Source organism: Alphaproteobacteria bacterium, assembly GCA_015231795.1.
Lineage (GTDB): Bacteria > Pseudomonadota > Alphaproteobacteria > Rhodospirillales > WMHbin7 > WMHbin7.
Genome location: JADGAX010000002.1, coordinates 481,228 through 503,532, shown reverse-complemented (window position 1 = coordinate 503,532; position 22,305 = coordinate 481,228). Strand labels below are relative to the sequence as shown.

The 22,305-nt window shown below is 62.6% G+C and carries 25 protein-coding genes and 2 riboswitches; of the genes, 7 read left to right on the top strand and 18 right to left on the bottom strand.

Annotated elements, in window-relative coordinates:
• Positions 1-11 precede the first annotated feature (11 nt).
• The 7 genes from metZ to HQL44_06615 all read right to left on the bottom strand — a co-directional run bounded on the left by metZ (position 12) and on the right by HQL44_06615 (position 5,609).
• A complete protein-coding gene (gene metZ / locus HQL44_06645; GenBank protein MBF0268253.1) occupies positions 12-1,199 on the bottom strand; it encodes an O-succinylhomoserine sulfhydrylase in 1,188 nt (395 codons plus the stop codon).
• Positions 1,200-1,250: 51 nt separating this feature from the next.
• A riboswitch (SAM riboswitch) is annotated at positions 1,251-1,328 on the bottom strand.
• 2 nt (positions 1,329-1,330) lie between these two features.
• A complete protein-coding gene (locus HQL44_06640; GenBank protein MBF0268252.1) occupies positions 1,331-1,978 on the bottom strand; it encodes a pyridoxamine 5'-phosphate oxidase family protein in 648 nt (215 codons plus the stop codon).
• The gene (locus tag HQL44_06635; GenBank protein ID MBF0268251.1) at positions 1,975-3,138 is read right to left on the bottom strand and encodes a glycosyltransferase family 4 protein; all 1,164 of its coding nucleotides are present in this window, start codon (positions 3,136-3,138) and stop codon (positions 1,975-1,977) included. The genes HQL44_06640 and HQL44_06635 overlap by 4 nt, the downstream gene beginning before the upstream one ends.
• Positions 3,135-3,965, bottom strand: a complete 831-nt coding sequence (locus HQL44_06630) for an ATP-binding cassette domain-containing protein (protein MBF0268250.1) — start codon at positions 3,963-3,965, stop codon at positions 3,135-3,137. Before HQL44_06630 ends, HQL44_06635 begins: the two co-directional genes overlap by 4 nt.
• A complete protein-coding gene (gene cbiQ / locus HQL44_06625) occupies positions 3,962-4,690 on the bottom strand; it encodes a cobalt ECF transporter T component CbiQ (GenBank protein ID MBF0268249.1) in 729 nt (242 codons plus the stop codon). Before cbiQ ends, HQL44_06630 begins: the two co-directional genes overlap by 4 nt.
• Positions 4,684-4,968 (bottom strand): energy-coupling factor ABC transporter substrate-binding protein, encoded by a 285-nt coding sequence (locus HQL44_06620; protein MBF0268248.1) that lies wholly within the window; start codon positions 4,966-4,968, stop codon positions 4,684-4,686. Before HQL44_06620 ends, cbiQ begins: the two co-directional genes overlap by 7 nt.
• On the bottom strand, positions 4,965-5,609 hold the full coding sequence (locus HQL44_06615; protein ID MBF0268247.1) for an energy-coupling factor ABC transporter permease: 645 nt from the start codon (positions 5,607-5,609) through the stop codon (positions 4,965-4,967). The genes HQL44_06620 and HQL44_06615 overlap by 4 nt, the downstream gene beginning before the upstream one ends.
• A 101-nt stretch (positions 5,610-5,710) precedes the next feature.
• Positions 5,711-5,936: riboswitch (cobalamin riboswitch) on the bottom strand.
• Positions 5,937-5,990: 54 nt separating this feature from the next.
• Between HQL44_06615 and HQL44_06610 the strand changes: the two genes are divergently transcribed.
• From HQL44_06610 to ptsP, 7 genes are read left to right on the top strand one after another with little or no spacing between them, the layout of a single operon-like run.
• Entirely contained in the window at positions 5,991-6,683 is a 693-nt protein-coding gene (locus HQL44_06610) for a response regulator transcription factor (GenBank protein MBF0268246.1), read from the top strand.
• Positions 6,683-8,323 carry a stimulus-sensing domain-containing protein gene (locus HQL44_06605; GenBank protein MBF0268245.1) on the top strand — a complete coding sequence of 547 codons (1,641 nt, stop codon included), beginning with the start codon at positions 6,683-6,685 and terminating at the stop codon, positions 8,321-8,323. The genes HQL44_06610 and HQL44_06605 overlap by 1 nt, the downstream gene beginning before the upstream one ends.
• A gap of 31 nt (positions 8,324-8,354) precedes the next feature.
• Positions 8,355-8,789 carry a hypothetical protein gene (locus tag HQL44_06600; protein ID MBF0268244.1) on the top strand — a complete coding sequence of 145 codons (435 nt, stop codon included), beginning with the start codon at positions 8,355-8,357 and terminating at the stop codon, positions 8,787-8,789.
• Entirely contained in the window at positions 8,786-9,700 is a 915-nt protein-coding gene (gene rapZ, locus HQL44_06595) for an RNase adapter RapZ (protein ID MBF0268243.1), read from the top strand. The genes HQL44_06600 and rapZ overlap by 4 nt, the downstream gene beginning before the upstream one ends.
• Positions 9,701-9,725: 25 nt before the next feature.
• Positions 9,726-10,124 carry a PTS sugar transporter subunit IIA gene (locus tag HQL44_06590; protein MBF0268242.1) on the top strand — a complete coding sequence of 133 codons (399 nt, stop codon included), beginning with the start codon at positions 9,726-9,728 and terminating at the stop codon, positions 10,122-10,124.
• A gap of 9 nt (positions 10,125-10,133) precedes the next feature.
• Positions 10,134-10,409 carry an HPr family phosphocarrier protein gene (locus tag HQL44_06585; protein MBF0268241.1) on the top strand — a complete coding sequence of 92 codons (276 nt, stop codon included), beginning with the start codon at positions 10,134-10,136 and terminating at the stop codon, positions 10,407-10,409.
• Entirely contained in the window at positions 10,399-12,168 is a 1,770-nt protein-coding gene (gene ptsP / locus HQL44_06580; GenBank protein ID MBF0268240.1) for a phosphoenolpyruvate--protein phosphotransferase, read from the top strand. Before HQL44_06585 ends, ptsP begins: the two co-directional genes overlap by 11 nt.
• A gap of 215 nt (positions 12,169-12,383) precedes the next feature.
• Here ptsP and trmB read toward each other — a convergent pair whose 3' ends face one another.
• The 11 genes from trmB to HQL44_06525 all read right to left on the bottom strand — a co-directional run bounded on the left by trmB (position 12,384) and on the right by HQL44_06525 (position 22,292).
• A complete protein-coding gene (gene trmB, locus HQL44_06575; GenBank protein ID MBF0268239.1) occupies positions 12,384-13,166 on the bottom strand; it encodes a tRNA (guanosine(46)-N7)-methyltransferase TrmB in 783 nt (260 codons plus the stop codon).
• A complete protein-coding gene (locus HQL44_06570) occupies positions 13,096-14,268 on the bottom strand; it encodes a methionine adenosyltransferase (protein MBF0268238.1) in 1,173 nt (390 codons plus the stop codon). Before HQL44_06570 ends, trmB begins: the two co-directional genes overlap by 71 nt.
• An 87-nt stretch (positions 14,269-14,355) precedes the next feature.
• The gene (locus HQL44_06565; protein MBF0268237.1) at positions 14,356-14,736 is read right to left on the bottom strand and encodes a helix-turn-helix transcriptional regulator; all 381 of its coding nucleotides are present in this window, start codon (positions 14,734-14,736) and stop codon (positions 14,356-14,358) included.
• 114 nt (positions 14,737-14,850) lie between these two features.
• Entirely contained in the window at positions 14,851-15,351 is a 501-nt protein-coding gene (locus HQL44_06560; protein MBF0268236.1) for a helix-turn-helix transcriptional regulator, read from the bottom strand.
• Between the two features lie 109 nt (positions 15,352-15,460).
• Positions 15,461-17,020 carry an apolipoprotein N-acyltransferase gene (gene lnt / locus HQL44_06555; GenBank protein ID MBF0268235.1) on the bottom strand — a complete coding sequence of 520 codons (1,560 nt, stop codon included), beginning with the start codon at positions 17,018-17,020 and terminating at the stop codon, positions 15,461-15,463.
• Positions 17,017-17,904 carry an HlyC/CorC family transporter gene (locus tag HQL44_06550; protein ID MBF0268234.1) on the bottom strand — a complete coding sequence of 296 codons (888 nt, stop codon included), beginning with the start codon at positions 17,902-17,904 and terminating at the stop codon, positions 17,017-17,019. Before HQL44_06550 ends, lnt begins: the two co-directional genes overlap by 4 nt.
• A gap of 6 nt (positions 17,905-17,910) precedes the next feature.
• Positions 17,911-18,396: an rRNA maturation RNase YbeY gene (gene ybeY / locus HQL44_06545; GenBank protein MBF0268233.1), complete on the bottom strand. Its 486-nt coding sequence runs from the start codon at positions 18,394-18,396 to the stop codon at positions 17,911-17,913.
• On the bottom strand, positions 18,389-19,345 hold the full coding sequence (locus tag HQL44_06540; GenBank protein MBF0268232.1) for a PhoH family protein: 957 nt from the start codon (positions 19,343-19,345) through the stop codon (positions 18,389-18,391). Before HQL44_06540 ends, ybeY begins: the two co-directional genes overlap by 8 nt.
• The gene (gene miaB, locus HQL44_06535; protein ID MBF0268231.1) at positions 19,342-20,652 is read right to left on the bottom strand and encodes a tRNA (N6-isopentenyl adenosine(37)-C2)-methylthiotransferase MiaB; all 1,311 of its coding nucleotides are present in this window, start codon (positions 20,650-20,652) and stop codon (positions 19,342-19,344) included. Before miaB ends, HQL44_06540 begins: the two co-directional genes overlap by 4 nt.
• Complete coding sequence (locus HQL44_06530; GenBank protein ID MBF0268230.1) at positions 20,645-21,472, bottom strand: 1-acyl-sn-glycerol-3-phosphate acyltransferase; 828 nt, start codon at positions 21,470-21,472, stop codon at positions 20,645-20,647. Before HQL44_06530 ends, miaB begins: the two co-directional genes overlap by 8 nt.
• Positions 21,473-21,482: 10 nt before the next feature.
• Positions 21,483-22,292, bottom strand: a complete 810-nt coding sequence (locus tag HQL44_06525) for a GNAT family N-acetyltransferase (GenBank protein MBF0268229.1) — start codon at positions 22,290-22,292, stop codon at positions 21,483-21,485.
• Between the last annotated feature and the right edge of the window lie 13 nt (positions 22,293-22,305).

Genomic DNA, 22,305 nt, shown 5'->3' with positions numbered 1-22,305 from the left:
CTCGCAGGATATCACACCGCCGCCAGACCTTGCATCAAGTCGGCTTGCAGATCGGCCAGATCCTCAAGCCCCACCGACAGGCGCAACAGGCCGGGCGTAATGCCCTGGCGCAGCTTGTCTTCGGGCGTCAAGCGCTGATGGGTGGTGGTGGCCGGATGGGTGATCAGGCTTTTGGCGTCGCCCAGATTGTTGGAAATGTCGATCAGCGACAGCGCGTTCAGAAAGCGGAAGGCGGCTTCCTGCCCGCCCGCCACCTCAATGCCCAGCATGGTGCCAAAGCCGCTCATCTGGCGCTTGGCCAGTTCGTGCTGCGGATGGCTTTCAAGGCCTGGATGGCGCACCGACTGAATGCCCTTCTCGGTCTCAAGAAAGCGCGCCAGGGCCAGCGAACTGTCGGCTTGGCGCTGAACGCGCAGGGACAGCGTCTCCAACCCCTTGGCCAGCGTCCAGGCGTTGAAGGGCGACAGGGCCGGGCCAGTATGGCGCAGAAATGGGGCCAGTTCGCCCGCGATGAATTCCTTACTTCCCAGAATGGCGCCGCCCAGGCAGCGGCCCTGGCCGTCGATATGTTTGGTGGCGGAATAAACCACGATGTCAGCACCCAGTTGCAGCGGCTTTTGAAACAAGGGGGTGGCGAAGACATTGTCGACGATCAGGCGCGCCCCCGCCTTTTTGCACAGGGCGGCGACCGCCTTTAGATCGACCAATTCCAGCGACGGGTTCGAGGGCGTTTCCACGAACACCGCCTTGGCGGGTTTGGACAATGCCTGCTCCCACTGCGCCAAATCCGTGCCGTCCACGAAATCGCAGGCAACACCGAAGCGCCCCATCAGGTCGCCCAGGATATAGGTGCAGGAGCCGAACAGGGCGCGGGGTGCGACCAGCCGATCACCCGCCCGCACCTGACAAGCGATGCTGGCGAAGACGGCGGCCATGCCGCTGGCCACGCCCTTGCAGGCCTCGGCCCCTTCAAGGGCGGCCAAGCGCTCCTCGAACAAGGTGATGGTGGGATTGCCGAAGCGGCCATAAACATATCGACTGCCGTCATTGACGAAGGCGGCTTCGGCCTCCTCGGCACTTTGATAGACATAGCCCGAGGTCAGATACAAAGCCTCGCTGGTTTCCTCGAATTCGGAACGGTGCAGGCCAGCGCGCACCAAGCGCGTATTGGGTCCCCAGTTCTGTTCATCCTTGCTCATCTCGCATGCTCCAAAAACAAAAGCCCCGACCGGGCGGGTCAGGGCTTCTTTTCAAGAAAGCGCCGAACCTTTTAGCTGTTTGTTTAACGTGGCCGCAAGCCGGTCGCTCAAATCACCACGGAGAATAATTGTTACCCCTCAAGGAATGGCGCGTCAAGCGCCTCGTCGGGCGAGGCTAATGGCCGGGCGAACAACAAGCGCTTCACGCCGCCATCTTGCCCCCCGACATCAATGCCATCGGCATCGACGGCGCAAACACCGGTTTGTTTTTGTGAAAATCGCTCGATCAGCTTGCCTTCGCTTTCGGCAAAGAGGCTGGCGATTTTCTGATCCAGCAAAACATGTTTGGCCTCCAGCCAGACGGCGCGCCCGAAGCCACCCACGAAATGAAAACGTTCGACCGCCATGCGCCAGATGGAAAAATCGGCAAAGCCCGCATATAGCGCCGCGCCTGGATTGCGGGCCAGATAGCGCGCGCGGTCCATTATCAGGTCGGACGGTAAAAGACGTCCCATCACGGTGACGCGGGGCGCGGTTTGCGGATTGGCATGTCCCTCGGGCAAGGCGAACAGCAGCGAGGCCCGCTCGTTGGCCAGCAGATTTTGCGTATGGTCGGCCAGCTTGGACAAAAGCAGCAAGGGAGAACCGTCATGCGCCGTGGCGGGCGTGACCAACGAGGCGTAGGGCAAGCCGTCTTTCAACGTGGCCAGGGAAGCGAAGGAGGCCATGCGCAGAATGCGCCTGGAAACCAGCGGATTGTTGTCGCCCAGATCGATCATGCCAGTTCCAGCGCCTCTATCATCTGATCCATGCGCGTCTCCCACGCCCAGTTCTTCATCTGCAAGGCGGCCTGTTCTCCAAGCCGCGCCATATCGGTCTTGCGATCATAAGCCTGCCCCAGCAGTTCGGCAATTTCGTCGGGGTCGGATTCGCCCCAGCCCAGAACGCCGTCTTCCGCCATCAGCGGCGTGACCGGCGATTGGCGCTTCAAGGCCAGGCAGGGAATGGTTTTGATCAGATCAAGATGGCCGGTATTGGCCGACAAGATGGTGGGCAGGCCGAGTGCCAGCGCCTCCATCGCCACCAGATTGGTCCCGCTTTCGGCACGGCTGGTCATCAGCGCCACGTCGGCTTGGCGCATCAAATCGGGCAGCAGGCCATGCGCCACGAAGCCGATGTCGCGGTGCGCCTCCTTCGCAAGGCCTTGCGCCGTCACCCAGCCTTCGATATCGAGCGGCACGCCGACGCCCGGTTGCGGCTGCGCCTTGGCGTAGCGGCTACGCGATATGTTGGCGGCGGATTCGGGCCAGGGATTTTGCCATGCGGTCAGCAGCAACGAATCTGGATGTTTGGCATGGAAGCGCTTGAAGCCTTCCAGGGCGATGTCTTGGCCCTTCCTGAATTCCAGCTTGCCGCCTGAGAAAACCACGAAGCGCCCCGGCTCATTCTTCCGTCGCAAGGGCTTGTGAAAATACAGTCTTGGATCGACGCCCTGATAGCGCACGGCGGTATTGGAAAATCCCAAATCTTGCAAGATGGCGTCGGCCCATCGGCTGCCGGTGATCAGGCGCGCAAGCGATTGGCCGCGCTGGCAGGCCTCTTGGTCCAAATGCGTGTTTTCAAAGAAGGTGACACCCAGGTCGGGCGTGCCGAGAATCATCTCGTCCCAGCGCATGGCGTTGCCCACCGGTTGCAGCACGGGAAAGCCCAGTTGGAATCGCTGGCCGGGCGTCATCAGTTTTCTGATTTCCTCTCCCGCCTCGAGGGCGGGGGCGATGCGCCGCCAATCATCATCGGCAAGACTAAGCGAGGTTTCCTGCAAGGGCGCGGGAAGGCGGCCCGCCCGAAGCGCTGCCAGCGCCAGATTGACGCCCAGAATTCCCCAGCCGTGAAAGCTGGACAGCGTCCAATTGATGCCCAGCAGGGCTTGGTGCGTCACGTCATCCGATCCAAAAGGGCCAAAGCGTCCTTGCGGTTGGTCGGCAAGGGCGCGTCGCTGGCGATCAAGCCATTCTGACGCGCCCGCAACCCCACCTCAAGCGCCCATGGGCGTTTAAGATGCGCTTTTTTCAGCAGGCCCTCATCGCATAGCAGGTGCGAGGATTCGCCTTGCGCCAGCACCCGGCCCTGATGGAACAAGGCGACCTGATCGGCATGCGCCAGCGCCAGTTCGGCGTCGTGGGTGGAAAAAACCAGCGTCATGCCGCCCGCCACCAATTGATCCAGCAACGCCATCAGATGCGCCACCCCATGCGCGTCAAGCCCGGCCGACGGCTCGTCGAGCAGCAGCGCTTCTGGCCGCATGGCGACCACACCCGCGATCGCCACCCTTTTCTTCTGCCCGTAGCTAAGGGCGTGCGTGGGCCGCGACGCCAGATCGGCAATGCGCAAGGCGCCCATCGCCCATTTGGCCGATTCCAGGGCCTCGGACCCGGATTGACCGGCCTGCAACGGCCCATAGCCGACATCCTCGCCCACCGTGGGGGCGAACAATTGATCGTCGGGATCTTGCAGCACCAGTCCCACCCGCCTGCGCCAAGCCGTCAGAGCGGCGCGATCATAGCCAGCGGCTTTGGCATCCAGCATCACTTGTCCCGCCGTCGGTTTCAGCGTGCCGTTCAAATGCAACAGCAGCGTGGTCTTGCCCGAGCCGTTGGGGCCAAGAATGGCCAGCCGCCTGGCCCGGCCCACCTGCAAATCCAGGCCCGCCAGGGCGCTTGTTCCATCGGGATAGCTGTAACATAGCCCCAGCGCTTCCAAGATCATGTCAGACCCCAGGCCAGCAGCAGCGCATCGAACGCCAAGATGGAGGCCAGAATCCGTGGCGAGGCACCGCGCAAGGATGGATGCGCCATGGCGGAACCATCCAAACCGCGTGCCGCCAGGCCGATCTCCATGCGCCCCGCCCGGTCCAGAGCGCGCGGCAGCAATCCAGCGCCCAGGCGGCCCAGCGACAGAAGCGTGCTTTTCACATCGCGATAGCCCAGCCTAGCCGCCTGCGCGGCCTGCATGGCCGCGGCGGTTTTCATCAGCAGCACAAGCTGGCGGTAGATCAGCAGCATCACCTCGGCCAGCACGCCCAGCCCGGGCAAGCGGGCCAGCAAAGCGGCCAGATGCGAAACCGGCGTCGTGAAAGCCAGCCAGAGCATCCACAGGCTGGCCGAAAAGGCGCGCAGGCTGACCCGCACAGCTTGACGCAAGCCGTCTGGACCGATGGCAAGCCAGGGAAAATCGGGGCTGGGCGACAGCGCCAGCCCGACCGCCCCCGCCGCCAGGAATCCCAGCGGCAAGCCCGCCCAGCCCAGGAACAGGCGAGGCCTCAGCCTGGCCCAGACCAGGGCGGCCAGCAGGGCGGCAAGCCCGGTGACCAGCGCCCACGGCCAGGGCGGCAGAAGAAGCGACAGACCGATCCCCGAGGCGGCCACCGCCAGCTTCTCGCCGGGCGGTCTGCCCGCCAAGCGGCCCTCGAAAGCGATGCGATCAATCAGCATTGATCGTCGGATGGCTTCTTGGCGCCTTGCCTGCGCCCCAGCACATAGCCGAAGACGCCCGCCCCGATGGCGGCCTGCAGGGCGAACAACAGGCTTTCGATCTCGCCGGACGGCGGCTCCCACAGGCTTGAGAACCAGGGCTTGACGCCTTGTTCCTGCAAGGCGGCCTGGACCTGGGCGTCGGAACCCTCGAAACTGCCGGACATGCCCGGAACCAACAAAGGGGCGATGACGATCAGAGCCGTCAGCGCCAGCAGCACATAATTCGCGCGCGTCATGGCCGCGCCCCCGCCAGCCCGCGCTGGATCAGCAAATTCATCGCCACCACGCTGAGCAGCCCCTCGGCGATGGCCAGGGGAATTTGGGTCAGCGCGAAGATGCCCGCGAATTTGGCGAAGGCCCCGCCGATGCCGCTTGCCGGATCGGGGTAGGCGAAAGCCAATTGGGCCGAGGTGACCAGATAGGTCGCCAGATCGCCCAGGCTGGCCGCCAGGAACATGGCCACACCGGCCCCCAGACCCATGGCGCGAGCGCCATTCCACAAGCCAAAGGCCACCCAAGGCCCGACAATCCCCATCGAGAAGACGTTGGCCCCCAGCGTCGTGATGCCGCCATGCGCCAGCAGCAGCGCCTGGAAAAGCAGGACCGCCGTTCCCAGCACCGCCATCGGGGCCGGGCCGAACAGGGCGGCGCCCAAGCCAACCCCGGTGGGATGCGAGCAACTGCCGGTGACGCTGGGCAATTTCAGGGCCGACAGGACAAAGGCGAAAGCGCCTGCCGCGCCGATTAGAAGTCGTTCTTCGGGATGGTCCTTGAAGCGTTGCTTCAGCTTCATCGAGCCGTGGATGACGAAAGGGGCAGCCGCCAGCGTCCAGAACGCCGCATGCGCCGGGGGAAGGTAGCCTTCCATGATGTGCATCGACCTCTCCTCACCGTTTGAGCCAAACCGGAACCCGCGGTGGGAGGTTTCCCCTGAAGGGAAAACGCCACGTCCAAGGGGACACCCCGCCCCAAAGGCACGCACAGGCAACGGATGACGGCAGGTTTCCTGGCTCGCGGGTCTTGGCTGATCTTTCTGCCTTCCCAAGGCGTTTTGGCCTCAGTGGCGTTGTCGAAAGACCGGCTCGCCGCTTACAGTTGCGGGGGCAGCCCAGGCTTGGCGATGCGAAATCGCGGCACCTAAGTTCCCTTTTTCCGGGGCGGGACATTTTATCCCCTCACGGAAACCGTCAAGTCCCACTATAATTTCGCCACAAACATCTCGTCAATTGCTTTCGGTAATACCGATTGGGGCAAACGTATGAACACCATCGCTTTGGTCGATGACGACCGCAACATCCTGGCTTCGGTTTCCCTGATGCTGGAGGCCGAAGGATTCAAGGTCCGCACCTATACCGACGGCGCCGAGGCTTTGCGGGGCATCGGCGCGGAACCGCCCGATCTGGCCGTGCTGGACATCAAGATGCCGCGCATGGACGGCTTGGAACTGCTGCAAAAGCTGCGGCAGAAAAGCCAGTTGCCGGTCATCTTCCTCACCTCGAAGGACGATGAGAGCGACGAGCTTCTCGGTCTGCGCATGGGGGCAGACGATTACATCAAGAAGCCTTTCTCGCAGCGCTTGCTGCTGGAGCGCATCAAGGCGCTGCTCAGACGCAAGGAAGCCGTCGAGGGCGGCGAGGCGGCGGACGCCAGCCTGATCAAGCGGGGCAAGCTTGAACTGGCCCCCACCCGTCATGCCTGTAGTTGGGAAGGCAAGCATGTCGAATTGACCGTCACCGAATTCCTGTTGCTGAAGGCGCTGGCCATGCGCCCCGGCCATGTGAAGAACCGCGACCAGCTGATCGACGCCGCTTATGGCGAAACGGTCTATGTTGACGACCGCACCATCGACAGCCACATCAAGCGCATGCGCCGCAAGTTCCGCGAGATCGACAACGAGTTCCAGCACATCGAAACGCTGTACGGCGTCGGCTATCGCTATCGCGACGCTTGATGAGCGAAACCGGACCTCAGGAAGCAAGGCCGCGCCACCAGCGCCTGTCGCCGCTGACGCGCCGGATTCTGGCCGTCAACATGATGCCGATCCTGGTTCTGGTCGTGGGCCTTCTCTATCTCGACGAATATCGCGCCACCTTGGTCGAACAGACCCTGGCCTCGCTGCACACCCAAGGCCAGATGTTCGCCGCCGCCCTGGCCGAGGGCGCCGTCTATGAAGAGTCCAGCGAGGACGACCCCGAAGGCGCGACGCCAATCGATTTGTCGATCGCCCGCAACATGGTGCGAAGGCTGGCCGAACCGGCCGAGCTGCGGGCGCGCCTGTTTTCGCTGGAGGGCGCGCTGCTGGCCGACAGCCGCACGCTGTACGGCCCTTCCGGCGAAATCGAAGTCGAGGAATTGGCGCCGCCGCACCGCGAGAAGGGATTGTCGAGTCTGACCGACAAATTGCGCGCCTGGCTGATGCGCCCCGTCGCCAACGAGGCGGCCTTGCCACGCTACCGCGAAAGCCACCCGCAGAAGGCCAAGGATTATGTCGAAGTGCTGTCCGCCCTGGATGGCGACATGTCGGAAATGATCCGCTCGAACGCCGAGGGTGGCGTCTTTCTCAGCATCGCCGTGCCTGTGCAGCGCTTCAAGCAGGTGGTCGGCGCGCTTATGCTGATGCAAGACAGCCGCGAAATTGAACAGCGCCTCTTGCAAGTGCGCCTCAACATCCTGGAAATGACGGCCCTGGCCCTGGGCGTTACGGTTCTGTTGTCGCTTTATCTGGCGGGCACCATCGCAAGGCCGGTGCGCAGGTTAGCACTTGCCGCCGAACGGGTGCGCCGGGGCCATGGCAGGCGGCCCGACATTCCCCGCTTTCCGGGCCGACATGATGAAATTTCGGAACTGGCCCATGCCCTGGCCGACATGACCGAGGCTTTGTGGGCGCGCATGGACGCCATCGAATCCTTCGCGGCCGACGTGGCGCACGAAATTAAGAACCCGCTGACCAGCTTAAGAAGCGCCGTGGAAACCATCTCGTTGGTGGCAGATCCCGACCAGAAGGCCCGCCTAATGGCGATCATCGTCGATGACGTGGGACGTCTGGACCGTTTGATCACCGACATTTCCGACGCCTCGCGCCTGGATGCCGAATTGTCGCGCGCCGAGGCCCAGCCGGTCCCCCTGGCCTCGCTGCTGCAAACCCTGGCCGATATCCATGGCGCCACCAAGAAGCCGGGCGCCCCCAGCCTTGAGCTTGCGCTTCCCGACGACGATTCTCTAAGCGTGCCCGGCATTGAAAGCCGCTTGGCCCAGGTCATGCGCAACCTGATCGCCAACGCCGTTTCCTTCAGCCCTATGGGCGGAACCATTCGCGTGCGGGCCCTGCGGTCAGATGGATTGGTCCGCATCGACGTGGAAGACGAAGGGCCTGGCATTCCCGACGGCAAGACCGAGGCCATCTTCGACCGCTTCTACAGCGAGCGGCCGGCGGGCGAGAAATTCGGCACCCATTCCGGCCTGGGTCTGGCGATTTCACGCCAGATCGTCACCGCCCATCAAGGAAGCATCCAGGCGGAAAACCGCGTCGGCCCGGACGGCTCGGTCCTGGGGGCCAGATTCACCGTCTTGTTGCCCGCGAAGGACGATTGACAGAAGCCCCGCCTGCGGCCAACCTTCGGCCATGGCGCTCGTTCATGCCACATCGGTCGCTCTTGACGGGCAGGGCCTTTTGCTTCTCGGTCCATCGGGCAGCGGAAAAAGCGACCTGGCCTTGCGCCTGATCGACCGGGGCGCCGTTCTGATATCCGACGATCAAGTCGAAATCGCCCTTGAAGCCGGTCGTCTGACGGCCTCGCCGCCGCCCCCCATCGCCGGACTGATCGAAGCCAGGGGCATCGGCCTGCTGCGCCTGCCCTATCTGACCAAGGCCCCCCTGGTTCTGGCGGTCGAGCTGGTCGCCAGGGCGCTGGTCGAGCGCCTGCCCGATCCCGCCGCCTGGACGTGCGATCTTGGCCAATTGCCTCTATTGCGGCTGGACCCCTTCGCGGACTCGACGCCCGCCAAGCTGCGCCTTGCCCTCATGGGTGGGGATGAGGCTATAATGCGCCCGCAATGACCGACGCTCCGGCCAGCCAGAACAAAATGTCCCAGGCGCCCGCCCAAACGGCGTCCGCCCGCGTGGTTATCGTGACCGGCATGTCGGGGGCTGGCCGCACTTCGGCCCTGAAGGCGCTTGAGGACCTGGGCTATGAAGCGGTCGACAATTTGCCGCTGTCTCTGTTTGCCCAGTTGGTGCGCCCCGATGCGGTCCTGGAACGCCCGCTGGCGGTCGGCATCGACATCCGCACGCGCGACTTTGGCGTCAACGACATCGACGCCGCCATCGCGCGCATGATCCATGAAACGCCGGTCGATGTGAAACTTTTGTTTCTGGACGCCGACGACGATGCGCTGGCCAGACGCTTCACCGAGACGCGCCGCCGACATCCCCTGGCCACCGACCGCCCCCTGATCGACGGCATTCAGCATGAGCGCGCCTTGCTGGCTCCCTTGAAATTGCGCGCCGATCTGGTCATCGATTCCTCGCGCCTGGCCATCGGCGAGTTCCGCCATTTGATGGAGACGCAATACGGCCTGGATAGCCGCCACCGGCTGGTGGTGTTCGTCACCTCGTTTTCCTATCGTCAGGGCCTGCCGCGCGAAGCCGATCTGGTTTTCGACGCCCGCTTTCTGATCAATCCCCATTACGTGCCGGACCTGAGGCCGCTGACCGGGCGCGATGCGAAGGTGGCCGCCTATGTCGCGGCAGACCCCAGCTTCGACGATTATTTTTCGCGCCTGACCGGCCTTCTGGCGCCCTTGCTGCCCCGCTTCGCCGCCGAGGGAAAAAGCTATCTGACCATCGCCATCGGCTGCACCGGCGGACGGCATCGCTCTGTCTTCGTGGCGGAGCGATTGGCCGACTGGCTTTCCTTGCAGGGCCAAGCCGTCGAATTGCGCCACCGCGAGCTGTCGTCTCTCACATGATCACTCAATTGACCGGAATCTCTTCATGATCGGACTTGTCCTTGTTACCCACGGCCGCCTGGCGGTCGAACTGGTTGCGGCGCTTGAGCATGTCGTCGGCAAGCAACCCGCCGTCGAGCTGGTCTGCATTCAGCCCGATGACGACATGGAGGTGCGCCGCCAGGAAATTCTGGACAAGGTCGCCAAGGTGGATGCGGGAGCGGGCGTCGTCGTGCTGACCGACATGTTTGGCGGCACGCCCTCCAATCTGGCCATTTCGATCATGGACAAGGCGCATATCGAAGTGATCGCCGGCGTCAATCTGCCCATGCTGATCAAGCTGGCCAGCGTGCGCAATTCCGAACCCCTGGGCATGGCGGTTTCAAGCGCCCAGGAAGCGGGGCGCAAATATATCAACGTGGCCTCGCGCCTGTTGGCGCAGTAGGGGGCGAGCATGCCTGAAGCCCTTAGCCGCACCGTCACCATCGTCAATCGCCTGGGTTTGCACGCCAGGGCCGCCGCGAAATTCGTCAAGACGGCGGGGCAGTTCAGCGCCCAAACCTTCGTCAGCCGCAAGGGACAGGAAGTTTCCGGCGTCTCGATCATGGGTCTGATGATGCTGGCCGCCGCCCCCGGCACGCAAATCGAAATCCGCACTCTGGGCGACGACGCCGAAGCGGCATTGACTGCCTTGACCGATCTTGTGGAGCGCAAATTCGATGAAGACTAGCCAGCCCGTATCGGGCAAGGAGCGCATCTTAGAAGGTCTGGCCGCAGCTCCCGGCATTGCGGTTGGCGTCGCGCATCGCCACGAGCACGGCCAAGTGCATGTGCCCGAATACCGCATTCCCGCTTCTCGCATTGACGACGAACTGGCGCGCTTTCAGCAGGCGGCCAGCCAGGCCGGACGACAGGTCGACGACTTGCTGCACAAGGCCAAGAAATTGCCTTCGGCGGCGGCCGAGGAAATGGGTTACCTTTTGGAAGCCTATCTTCAAATGCTGAAGGGGTCGCGCTTGGTGCGCGGCGTTGAATCGCGCATCAAGCAAGAACGTATCAATGCCGAATCCGCCGTCATGCGCGAGATCGGCGAGATCGTCGAGGGGCTGGCGGCGGTCGATGATTCCTATCTGGCGGCCAGGGCCGCCGACATCAGCGAAGTGGGATCGCGCCTGATCCGCGCCCTCAACAAATCCGCCTGGCGGCCCTTCGAGCAATTGAACAAGAATTCAGCCGTGCTGGCCGATGAATTGTCGCCCGCCGACACCGCCCTTCTCGATCCCAAGCTGGTTGTTGGATTGGCGACGGAAGCGGGCGGCATGGAAAGCCACACCGCCATCATGGCCCGTTCCTTGGGCATTCCATCGGTGTTGGGCGTTTCCGGCTTGCTCGATGGGTTGCGCGGCGGCGAGACCGTCATCATCGACGGCGGGCTTGGCCAGGTCATCATCAATCCTTCCGCTGCGACTTTGTCGGCTTACCGCGCTCTGCGCGCCCAGCATCTGCGCATCCGCCGCCAGCTTGAAGGCCTGTCGAGCCTGCCTGCCGTGACCAAGGACGGCGAGACGATTTCCCTGATGGCCAATATCGAACTGCCCGGAGAAGTCGACGGCGTTTTGAACGCGGGCGCCATGGGGGTTGGCCTGCTGCGCAGCGAGTTCTTGTTCATGAACCGCAGCGACTTGCCCAACGAGGACGAGCAGTATCAAGCGCTTTCGGGCATCGTCAAGGCGATGAAGGGCCGACCCGTCACCATCAGAACCCTGGACGCGGGCAGCGAGAAACTGCCCGATCTCGATTCGCCGGGCCTCAACCCCGCCTTGGGCTTGCGCGCCATTCGCCTGTCGCTCAAGCATCCGGAACTGCTGGAACCCCAACTGGCGGCTTGCCTTCGCGCCGGGGCGCATGGACCGATCCGCATTCTGTTGCCCATGGTCATGACCGTGGCCGAAGTGACCTGCGTGCGCGAGGCGATGACGCGCATCGCCAAGAAATTGAAGCGCAAGCGGGTGCCGATCGCTGACCCGCTGCCGCCGCTGGGCATCATGATCGAAATTCCGGGCGCCGCCATCACCGCCGACGCCCTGGCCACGCATGCCGATTTTTTCGCCATCGGCACCAACGACCTGACCATGTACACGCTGGCCATCGACCGTTCGGACGAGCAGGTGGCCAGTCTTTACAATCCGCTGCACCCCGCCGTGTTGCGCATGATTCAATTCGCCACCGAGGCGGCTTTGCGGGCGCGCATTCCCGTGTCGGTCTGCGGCGAAATGGCGGGCGAGGCCCGCTTGACCGGGCTGCTGCTGGGATTGGGTATCCGCGAATTGTCGATGGCCCCCATCCATCTGGGCCGCGTCAAGCAGCGCATCCGCGCCATGAATCTGAGCGGCGCCATCCGCAGGGCGCGCAGCATCATGGATCAGGTGGATTCGGCACGCATATCGGCCCTGATTGACAGTTTCAACGACGAGGCGGATGCTTCTTAATGCTGCCCCTCAGGCGCCGGGCGCGCCCCTTGGGCGCTTGGCTCTCGGCGGGGTGGAACCCGCCGCGCGGGCCTTGCCCGCGTGATGCCGTCCCTCAGACGCCGGGCGCGCCCCTTGGGCGCTTGGCTCTCGGCGGGGTGGAACCCGCCGCGCGGGCCTTGCCCGCGTGATGCCGACCCTCGGCGCCGGGCGCGCAGACGGCTGATAGCTGACAGCTACTTTTTTTCCCACGCCATATAGGTGCAGCCGACGCCCTTCTCGAGCGCCTTTTGCTCATAGCGGGACGGCGGCCAATCGCTGGGCCGCAGGCTTGTCTGCAAGACCGGCTTGAAATCATCGCGCAAGGACATCTGTTCTTGCGTCCAGTCGATATAGACCGGATGGTCGCTGGCGACGCGCAATTCTTTGCCAGGGGCCAGCAGGCGCGACAATTGGTCCAGATTGTCCTGTCCGATGAAGCGGCGCACTGCATGGCGCTTTTTGGGCCAAGGATCGGGGAAGAGAACGAAGACGCGCCCCAGGCAAGCATCGGGCAGGGAGGGCAGAAGTTTGCGCACATCCTCGGGATAGATGCGGATGTTGGCCAAATCCAAGGCCGCAATATGTTTCAACAGTCCGCCCAGCCCGTTCAGGAATACTTCCGACGCGATCAACCCGACATGCGGATTGGCGCTGGCCTGGGCCGCCGTGTGTTCACCCGCCCCGAATCCCACTTCCAGCCACAACTCGCTTGGCGGGGGTGAGAACAAAGCAAAGGGATCGATGGTCTCGCCCGCAGCGGGCGTGGAAATCGCCAAGCCGGGCAGCAGATTTTGAATCAGTTCCTGCTTGCCCTGGCGCAGCGGCTTTCCCTTGCGCCGACCATAGAAACGGGGAGGGCGGCAGGATTGACCTGCCGCCCCGTCGCATCGTTCCTTATCGGGCTGATCAGGCGCCAAAGGCTTTCTTGAGCTGATCGACCAGATCGGTCTTTTCCCACGAGAAGCCGCCGTCGGCATCGGGGTTGCGCCCGAAATGGCCGTAAGAGGCGGTGCGGGCATAGATGGGCTTGTTCAGGCCCAGATGCTCGCGAATGCCGCGCGGGCTTAAGTTCACCAGATCTTGCAGAACGTTGGACAGCTTGTCCTCGTCCACTTTTCCGGTGCCGAAAGTGTCGATGTAAACCGACAGGGGCTTCGAAACGCCGATGGCGTAAGACAGCTGGATCACGCAGCGGTCGGCCAGACCGGCGGCCACCACGTTCTTGGCCAGATAGCGCGACGCATAGGCGGCCGAGCGGTCGACCTTGGTCGGGTCCTTGCCCGAGAAAGCGCCGCCGCCATGCGGGGCCGCGCCGCCGTAAGTATCGACGATGATCTTGCGACCGGTCAGGCCGGCGTCGCCGTCGGGACCGCCAATAACGAAACGACCGGTGGGATTGACGTAGAAATGCGGCTCGTCGCACATCCAGCCCTTGGGCAGAACGTTCAGCACGTGCGGGCGCACGATCTCGCGCACTTCTTCCTGGTTGACGTCTTCGGTGTGCTGGGTCGAGACCACGACCGACGTGGCGCGCACCGGCTTGCCGTTCACATATTGCAGCGTCACTTGGCTCTTGGCGTCGGGACCCAGCTTGGTGGTGGCCCCCGAATGGCGCGCTTCGGCCAGCGAACGCAGAATTTCATGCGCGTAATAAATGGGGGCAGGCATCAGAACCGGCGTTTCGGTGCAGGCATAGCCGAACATGATGCCCTGGTCGCCAGCGCCCTCGTCCTTGTTGCCCGCAGCGTCGACGCCGACCGCGATGTCCGCCGATTGCGAGTGCAGCAGAATCTCGACCTTGGCGTTCTTCCAATGGAAGCCGTCCTGCTCGTAGCCGATGTCGCGGATGGCTTGGCGCGTCGTGTCTTCGATCAGCTGCGTCGTGATCGAGGCGGGTCCGCGCACTTCGCCGGCCAGGACAACCCGGTTGGTGGTGCACAGCGTCTCGCAGGCGACTCGGGCGTACGGGTCGGCGCTCAGAAAGATGTCGACGACGGCGTCCGAAATGCGGTCACAGACCTTGTCGGGATGGCCTTCGGAAACGGATTCGCTGGTGAACAGAAAGTCGGCCTTGGACACGCTTGGCTCCTTCGGCATCAAGGAAAGGGAATCGCCATGCCGCAAGGCTTGGCGCGGAGTGCGTTTTCCCAGGGAATCAGCCAACCGTCAAGGTTTTTCCGACAAAGACTTGGCCAGTTTCAAGATCGAGCGGCGGATGCCAGCGTCCGGAATGGTGCTGAACAGGCGCATCAGTTCTTGCGCCTCAGGATCAAGCGGCGACGGCCCGGCTTGGGCGGCCCCATCGAAGAAGTCGGCTACTTTTACGTTCATCGCCTGCAGAAGCGCATAGAGCAGGCTGGCTTCGAGACGCGCCTGGCCTTCTTCGATCCTCTTCAGCCTGCCGCCCGTGATTCCTACGCATTTTGCCAGTTGCGCGCGTTCGAACCCGCTGGCTTGGCGCAGATTTTCAAGTCGTTGTCCAAGCTGGGCAAGAAAATCCTGGGAGGGGGCGGGCGAAGATGAATCGTAGGGCTGAGGACGCGACAAGGTAAAACTCCATGCTAACACTTTACAAGTGTTACACATGGAGTTTTTGGCGTCTAGCAGTTGTTACGCGTACCGCGAAAAATAATACGCGATTACTTCACGCAATGGTTGCCGTCAGTCTTCGCTGACTTCTTCTTCGCTTTCGACATTGGCCAGCGACTTGGCCAATTCGAACAGGCGACGGCGCACGGCGGGATTGGTCACGCGGTAATAGGCGCGCACCAGTTCCAGCGTTTCGCGCTTGGTCATAGGGTCGTGCTCGAAATCGGCGGCCGGATCTTCGGACATGCCGAGAATCTGGCGCGGGCTTGAGCGGGTGACTTCGTCAGGCATGTCGTCAAAGAAATACGACACCGGCACATCCAGAACCTGCGACAGGTCGTACAGGCGCGATGCGCCGACGCGGTTGGCGCCGCGCTCGTACTTCTGCACCTGTTGGAAGGTCAGCCCGATCGCTTCGCCGAGCTTCTCCTGGCTCATGCCCAGCAACGTCCGACGCAGGCGAACGCGGTTGCCGACATGCACGTCGATGGGGTTCGGCTTGCCCGTCGCCGTCCGGCCGCGGCTGGACTTACGGGAAACGGGACCCTTATTCCGAGTGGGACTTTTAGCCATTTTATTATGTTCTTTCGTGTTGATCCGCAAGGTTAGCCGATCTGTCCCAACGCTAGTTGTCGTCGGCTTTCCGAAAGTAAGACATACGCAAATATGTAAGTCAACCGCTTCACGAGTATCGTATTGAGGAAAATCCCGTGTGACAAACCATGAATTTCAAGACAATAAGTAAAAGAATAAGAACTCCAATGCTGGGCACGTCTCCTGTCCGGGCGTAAATCGTTGCCTCATTCAATGGCTTGGGAAGGCGGCTATCCAAGATGCCTTCTTGCCCAAGTCCCAATTCGGCCACTACGCGGCCATAGGGGTCGATGACGCCCGAGATGCCGCTGTTTGCAACTCGAACGAGCGGCAGCCCCTCTTCGACCGCGCGCATGCGGGCGGTTGCAAAATGCTGGTGAGGACCGGTGCTTATCCCGTACCAGCTGTCATTGGTGAGATTGAGCAGCCAATCTGGGCGTTTGCCGGGTTCGGCCACCGCATGGGGGAAGATGACCTCGTAGCAGATCAAAGGCCCGACGGGAGGCAGACCCGGCAGGGCGATGGTCAGCGGGCCGGGGCCGGGCGAAAAATCGGTGGCGCCCTCGGTGATTTTCTTCAAGGGCAGGATCGATTTCAGCGGCATGTATTCGCCAAAGGGCACCAGATGGAATTTGTCGAAGACGCCCCGGATCAGGCCGGATTCGTCAATCGCCAGCAGGCTGTTCCATATCTGGTAGGGTTCCAAACCCGGCTCGGTGGTGCGCACCGCGCCGGTAATCACCAAGCCATTCGCGGGAACCGCCTTGGCCACCGCCAGCCTAGCCTGCACATCGTGATCCAATATATAGGGCACGGCGGTTTCCGCCCAGATCACATGCGTGGGCGGCTCGTCGCTGGCTACTTGGCTCATCTCGATCAGCTTCAAGAGATGCGCGAAGCGCAGCTCGTTCTTCCATTTCAGGGTTTGGGGAATATTGGGCTGCACGAGGCGCAGGCGCACATCGTCGGTCATGACGATGTCGCCGCCCTGAAGGCGCATCAAGCCGCCCATTCCCAGCAGCAACAAAATCAGAAATGGCAGGCCCGCCAGCAAGCGATGGCGCGCCGATCTATCACGAAAAATCAGAGGCCAGACGATGGCGGCCCAAAGTGTCAGGAAACCCAGCCCATAGGGACCAATCCAGGCTTCGGATTGCAGCACCGGCAAGACCGGCACCCAGATGCTGGCGATCAGATTCCAGGGAAATCCGGTGAAAACGAAGCTGCGCAGCCATTCCAGCAAGACCCAGGCGGCGGCCAGGGCCAGCGCGCCGCCCACGCCCTTGCGGCAAATCCGCCAAGACAGAAGCGTGGCCAAGCCGCAAAAGATCGCCAGCACGCCCGACAGGCCGAAAAGGGAGAAGGGAATGAACCAGGCAAAACGGGCGGCATCGACCAGCAGGGCGTTGGAAATCCAGTACAGTCCGGCGGTAAAAAAGCCCAGCCCGAACCACCAGCCGGTAGCGAAGGCGCTTTTGCGGCTGGCCGCCCCGCTTAACAGCAAGGCAAGACCCGCAAAGGACAAGCCAAGGACAGGCAAAAAATAGATGGGTGGCAAGGCCAGCGCGGCAAACCCGCCCAAAGCGGCAAGAAAGCCGCGACGACGCCAACCCGACAAGGCTTCCAATTTGGCGAGGAACGGGGTCACGAAACCTCGGCCTGCGGCGCGTCCGCGTCGGCTGTCGGCCTTCGGATGCGCAGGCGACGCACGCGCCTGGGATCGGCTTCCAGCACTTCGAATTCCATGCCCGACTGGTGGCGGATCAATTCGCCGCGTGCGGGCACATGACCCGCCAGCGCCACCACCAGGCCGCCCAACGTGTCGATCTCGTCGCGCTCTTCCTGGCTTAGAAGGGGGCCGACCAATTCTTCCAACTCTTCCACAGTGGCCCTTGCGTCGGCATCCAGATGGCCGTCGGGCCTGCGCACGATGTCGGGCGCGTTCATTTCGTCATGCTCGTCCTCGATCTCGCCCACGATCTGCTCGACCAAGTCTTCGATGGTGATCAGCCCGTCGATGCCGCCATATTCATCGACCACCAGGGCCAGATGCATGCGCTTGATGCGCATTTCCAGCAGTAGGTCGAGGACGCGCATCGAGGGGGCCACGAACAGTACGCGACGGATGATGCGGCCCAGTTGAAAGGGCTGGCCCGAAATTTCGGCGGCCAGAACGTCCTTGATGTGAACCATGCCGACCGCATCGTCCATGGTGCCGCGATAGACCGGCATGCGCGAATGACCCTCGCGGGTGAAAACTTCCAGCAGTTCGGGAAGGGTCAGCGTCGAGGGCACGCCCACGATGTCGGCCCTGGGGACCATCACGTCATAGGCGGTCACGTCGCGCAGGCGCAGCACATTGCCCAGCAAGCGGCGTTCGTGCGCGTCCAACGGCTCTTCGTTTTCCTCGCGCTCCTCGATCAGTTCTTCCAGAGTCTCAAGCCCGGTCGATGATTCGCCTTGCTTTCCCTTCTGGAACTCCTTCAGCCAGCGTCCGAAAAAGCCGAAGAACCGACTACTGCCATCGTCCATCTTTTTTTATCCCTCAAGGTAGGGGTCAGGATAACCCAAAGACGTCATGACGTCTTGCTCCAATCCCTCCATCTGGCGAGCCTGCTCGCCGTCCAGATGGTCATAGCCCAGCAGATGCAGAACACCGTGAACCGTCAGGTGAACGACATGAGCCTCGAAACTTTTGCCTTGCTGAAGGGCCTCGCGCTCGATGGTCTCCAGCGCCAAAACCAGATCGCCCAGAAAAACCGGGCCGCCCGGCGGCGACGATTCCGCAAGCGCTGGAAAGGAGAGAACATTGGTGGGCTTGGCCTTGCCCCGCCATTGCTTGTTCAGCGCCTTGACCTCGTCGTCGCATGACAGCAGGGCCGCGATCTCCACCTTGCCCGACAGATCCTTGGCCCCCATCAGCACGGCTTTCTTCGCGGCGGCGCCCAGCAATTTGGCGGGCGCCTTCAATTTCTTCTTCCAGCCAGCGTCTTCGACGCGCAAGGAAAGGACAAGGCTAGCCATGTCTGGCTCTCTCCCGCTTTTTCTCTTTGGCTTCGTAGGCTTTCACGATGCGCGTCACCAAATCGTGGCGCACCACGTCTTCGGCGCCGAAGCGCACGACGCCCACGCCCGTCACCCCTTTCAGCGTCTCCAGGGCGTCCAACAGGCCGGAGGCCTGGCCCGCAGGCAGATCGATCTGGCTGGGATCGCCCGTCACCGCCATGCGCGATCCTTCGCCCAAACGGGTCAGAAACATCTTCATCTGCATGGGCGAGGTGTTTTGCGCCTCATCCAGAATGACGAAGGCGTTGGCCAGCGTGCGCCCGCGCATGAAGGCCAGGGGAGCCACTTCGATCTCGCCCGATTCCAGTTTCTTCTTCACTTGGTCGGCGGGCAGCATGTCGTAGAGCGCGTCGTAAAGCGGGCGCAGATAGGGGTCGACCTTTTCGCGCAGGTCTCCAGGCAGGAAGCCCAGCCGTTCGCCCGCCTCGACCGCCGGGCGCGACAGCACGATGCGCTCGACATCGCCGCGGATCAGCTGCGCCACCGCCTTGGCGACGGCCAGATAGGTTTTGCCTGTCCCCGCCGGTCCCAGCCCGAAAGCCAGGTCGCAACTTTTCAAGGCCTGCACATAGGCGGCCTGATTGGGGCTGCGCGGATGGATGACGCGCTTTTTGGTGCGGATGATCAGGCCCGACACATCGCCCGCCCCGCCTTCGGACAGACGCAGGGCGGCATCGACGTCGGCGGTTTCCAGAACGCCGTCCTGGCCCGCGCGTTCCCACAGGCTCAGCAACGCCGCCTCGACCTCGGCCAAACTGTCGGCGGGTCCCTTCAGCGTGATCTTGTTGCCGCGGCTGGTGGCCTGAATGCCCGCCCGCCTAGCCAATCGTTCCAGATTCAGATTGTGCGGCCCCAGCATGACGCGCAGCCGGCCATTGTCGGCGAAGGTCAGTTCCTGCGTCTTCATGCCGCCACCAGCATGCCCGCCAAACTGTTGGCGTGGCTTTCCAGAATGCGCACCTTGGCCAGCCCGCCCATCAGACTTTCCGGCGCCTTCACATGCACCGGCTGCATGAAGGGACTGCGGCCCAGCAACTGACCCTTGTGGCGTCCGACGCGGTCGAACAAAACATCCATGTCGCGGCCCACCATGGTTTGGTACCAATTGGCCTGGATGGCTTCCAGCTTGGTTTGCAGGCGGGCCAAGCGTTCGGTCTTCACCTCTTCGGGCACCTGCCCATCCATGACGGCGGCCCCGGTGCCGGGACGCGGGCTGAATTTGAAGGAGTAGGCCAGCACGAAGCCCACTTCGTCGATCAAGTCCAGCGTGGCCTGGAAATCGGCTTCGCTTTCGCCGGGAAAACCCACGATGAAATCGGACGACAAGGCCAAGTCGGACCTTGCGCTTTTCAGGCGATGGGCCAGCAGCCGGTAATCATCGGCATCGTGGCCGCGATTCATCGCCTTCAGAATCTTGTCCGACCCCGATTGCACCGGCAGATGCAGATAAGGCATCAGCTTGGCTTCGTTCGCATGGGCCTCGATCAGTTCCTCATCGACATGGGCCGGATGCGAGGTGGTGTAGCGCACGCGCTCGATGCCGGGTATGGCCGCCACTTGGCGGATCAGGCGGCCCAGCCCCAGCCCGCCTTGCTGCCAAGCATTCACATTCTGCCCCAGCAGCGTCAGTTCCCGCGTGCCGCTGGCGGCCAGATGCCCGGCTTCGGCCAGAATGTCGGCGGCGGGCCTGCAATATTCGGCGCCCCTGGTATAGGGCACCACGCAGTAGGTGCAAAAACGGTCGCAGCCTTCCTGGATGGCGATGAAGGCGGCGGGACCCCTGGCCCCGCTTTCGGGCAATTGATCGAATTTCGGCTCGGGCAGAATGTCGATGTCCAGCACACCTTGGCCGCGCTGGCGCTCGGCTCTGGCCACCAGTTCGGGCAGGCGGTGATAGCTTTGCGGACCAAAAACCAGATCGACCTGCGGCGCACGCTTCAAGATATGGTCGCCCTCGGCCTGGGCGACGCAGCCGCCAACGGCCAAGATCATCGGCTGGCCATCCGCTTTCAAACGCTTTAAGCGGCCCAGTTCCGAAAACACCTTTTCGGCGGCTTTTTCGCGGATGTGGCAGGTGTTCAAGATCACCATGTCCGCCCCATCGGGCGTGTCGGTCGGCTCGTAGCCCAAGGGAGCCAGCACGTCGTACATGCGCGCCGAATCATAGGCGTTCATCTGGCAGCCATAGGTCTTGATGTGCAATTTCTTAGCCATGGGCGTCGACTGTAGCTGATTGCGGGGCTTTTGTGCGAACGGGTTCGTCTCTGCGTCCGGAAAGGCCGCGCGACAGGCCGTGTCTGACCGCGCGGTGGCAATGCAAAGCCAAGCCTTTGCGCGTGGCGTAATCGGTCAGACGCACCGGCGGATGGAATTCCACTTCGACCTGGGCCTGGCCCAGACCCAGCACTTTCCATAGATGTGGCGCCAAACTCATGTCGCCATACCAGGCGTAGAGGGGGCGCAGCACCCGGCCCATCGGCATGCCATTCAGGCGCGTATAGGTGATGGTCAGAGGCTGCACCAAGACCGGTTGGCCGTTGATCTCGATTTCAGCCGCAGAAAACAGCGTGCTTTTGAACGGCATCAGCCGGTTGCCGTCAGTGCTGGTTCCTTCAGGAAACACGATCAACGAGTCGCCTTTAAGAAGTCGTCTGGCCAGTTGGCCGGTTTGCTTGGCGGCGCGCACGGGCCGCCGCTCGACGAAAATGGTGCGCCCCAATCTGGCGATGATGTTGATCCCCGGCCAACCGGCGACCTCGCTTTTGGCCACGAAACTGGCCCGGATCAAACCGCCCAGCACCAGAATGTCCAGATAGGAAACGTGATTCGAAACGAACAGCGCCGGGCGCTCAGTGGTCATCTGTCCGAAAACGGCGACATTCAACCCGGTGATGCGGCAAACGATCCGCCAGTAGAACAGGCAAAGCCCGCCCTCGGCCCTTAGGATCATCAAAAGCAAATAGGGAACAAGGCACAGCAATGTCCAGGCGATGAACAAGGAGAGGCGGATGGCGGCGCTTGCGGTGGAAACCATGGCGGGTGGGTCAAGCCTCTCCCGATCCGGCCGTGCGTTCGTAATGCTTGTAGTATTTCTCGGCCACCATGTCGGTCTTGACGATCACCGCCACATCGGTGGTGTTGAACTGGTGATCGATCACCGCGCCGTCGCCCACGAAACCGCCCAGGCGCAGATAGCCCTTGATCAGAGGCGGCAGTTCGGCCAGGGCGGATTTTTCGTCGATGGCGTCCTTGGGCAGCAGGTTCATGTTGGTATACAGGGCGGGCAAAGCCCTGGGGCACAGAGCTTGCGGCGCTTGGCAGAAATGATGCAGGTAGGACAGTGGCACCGACAGCGCCTTGGGATCGGTGCCGTGCAGGCTGGCGCAGCCGAACATGACGTCGATGCCGTGCTTGAAGACATAGGCGGCGATGCCCGCCCACAAAAGCTGCATGGTGCTGGCCCGCGTGCGATAGGCGGCATCGACGCAAGAGCGTCCCAATTCCATGATCGGCTTGGGATGGGCCAGGATGGAGGTGATGTCATATTCGCCCGACGAATAGAAACGCCCCGCCTTCAGGGCGTGCTCGCGGCGCATCAGACGGTAGGTGCCGACCACCTGGATTGCCGCCCCTTCTTCCTTGCCGTGATCAAGAACCAGCAGATGGTCGCACACCTCGTCGAAGGCGTCGAAATCGCGGGCCTTGGCGGCCATGTCCGGGGAAGGCTTGGCCCCCATTTCGTCATAGAAGACACGGTAACGCAGGGCCTGCGAGGCGTCGATCTCGGCCAAGGATTCGGCCAAGCGCACTTCCAAGCGGCCGGCGCGGATGGCGGGTGATGCTTGTGTCGGCATGAAACCTCGACCT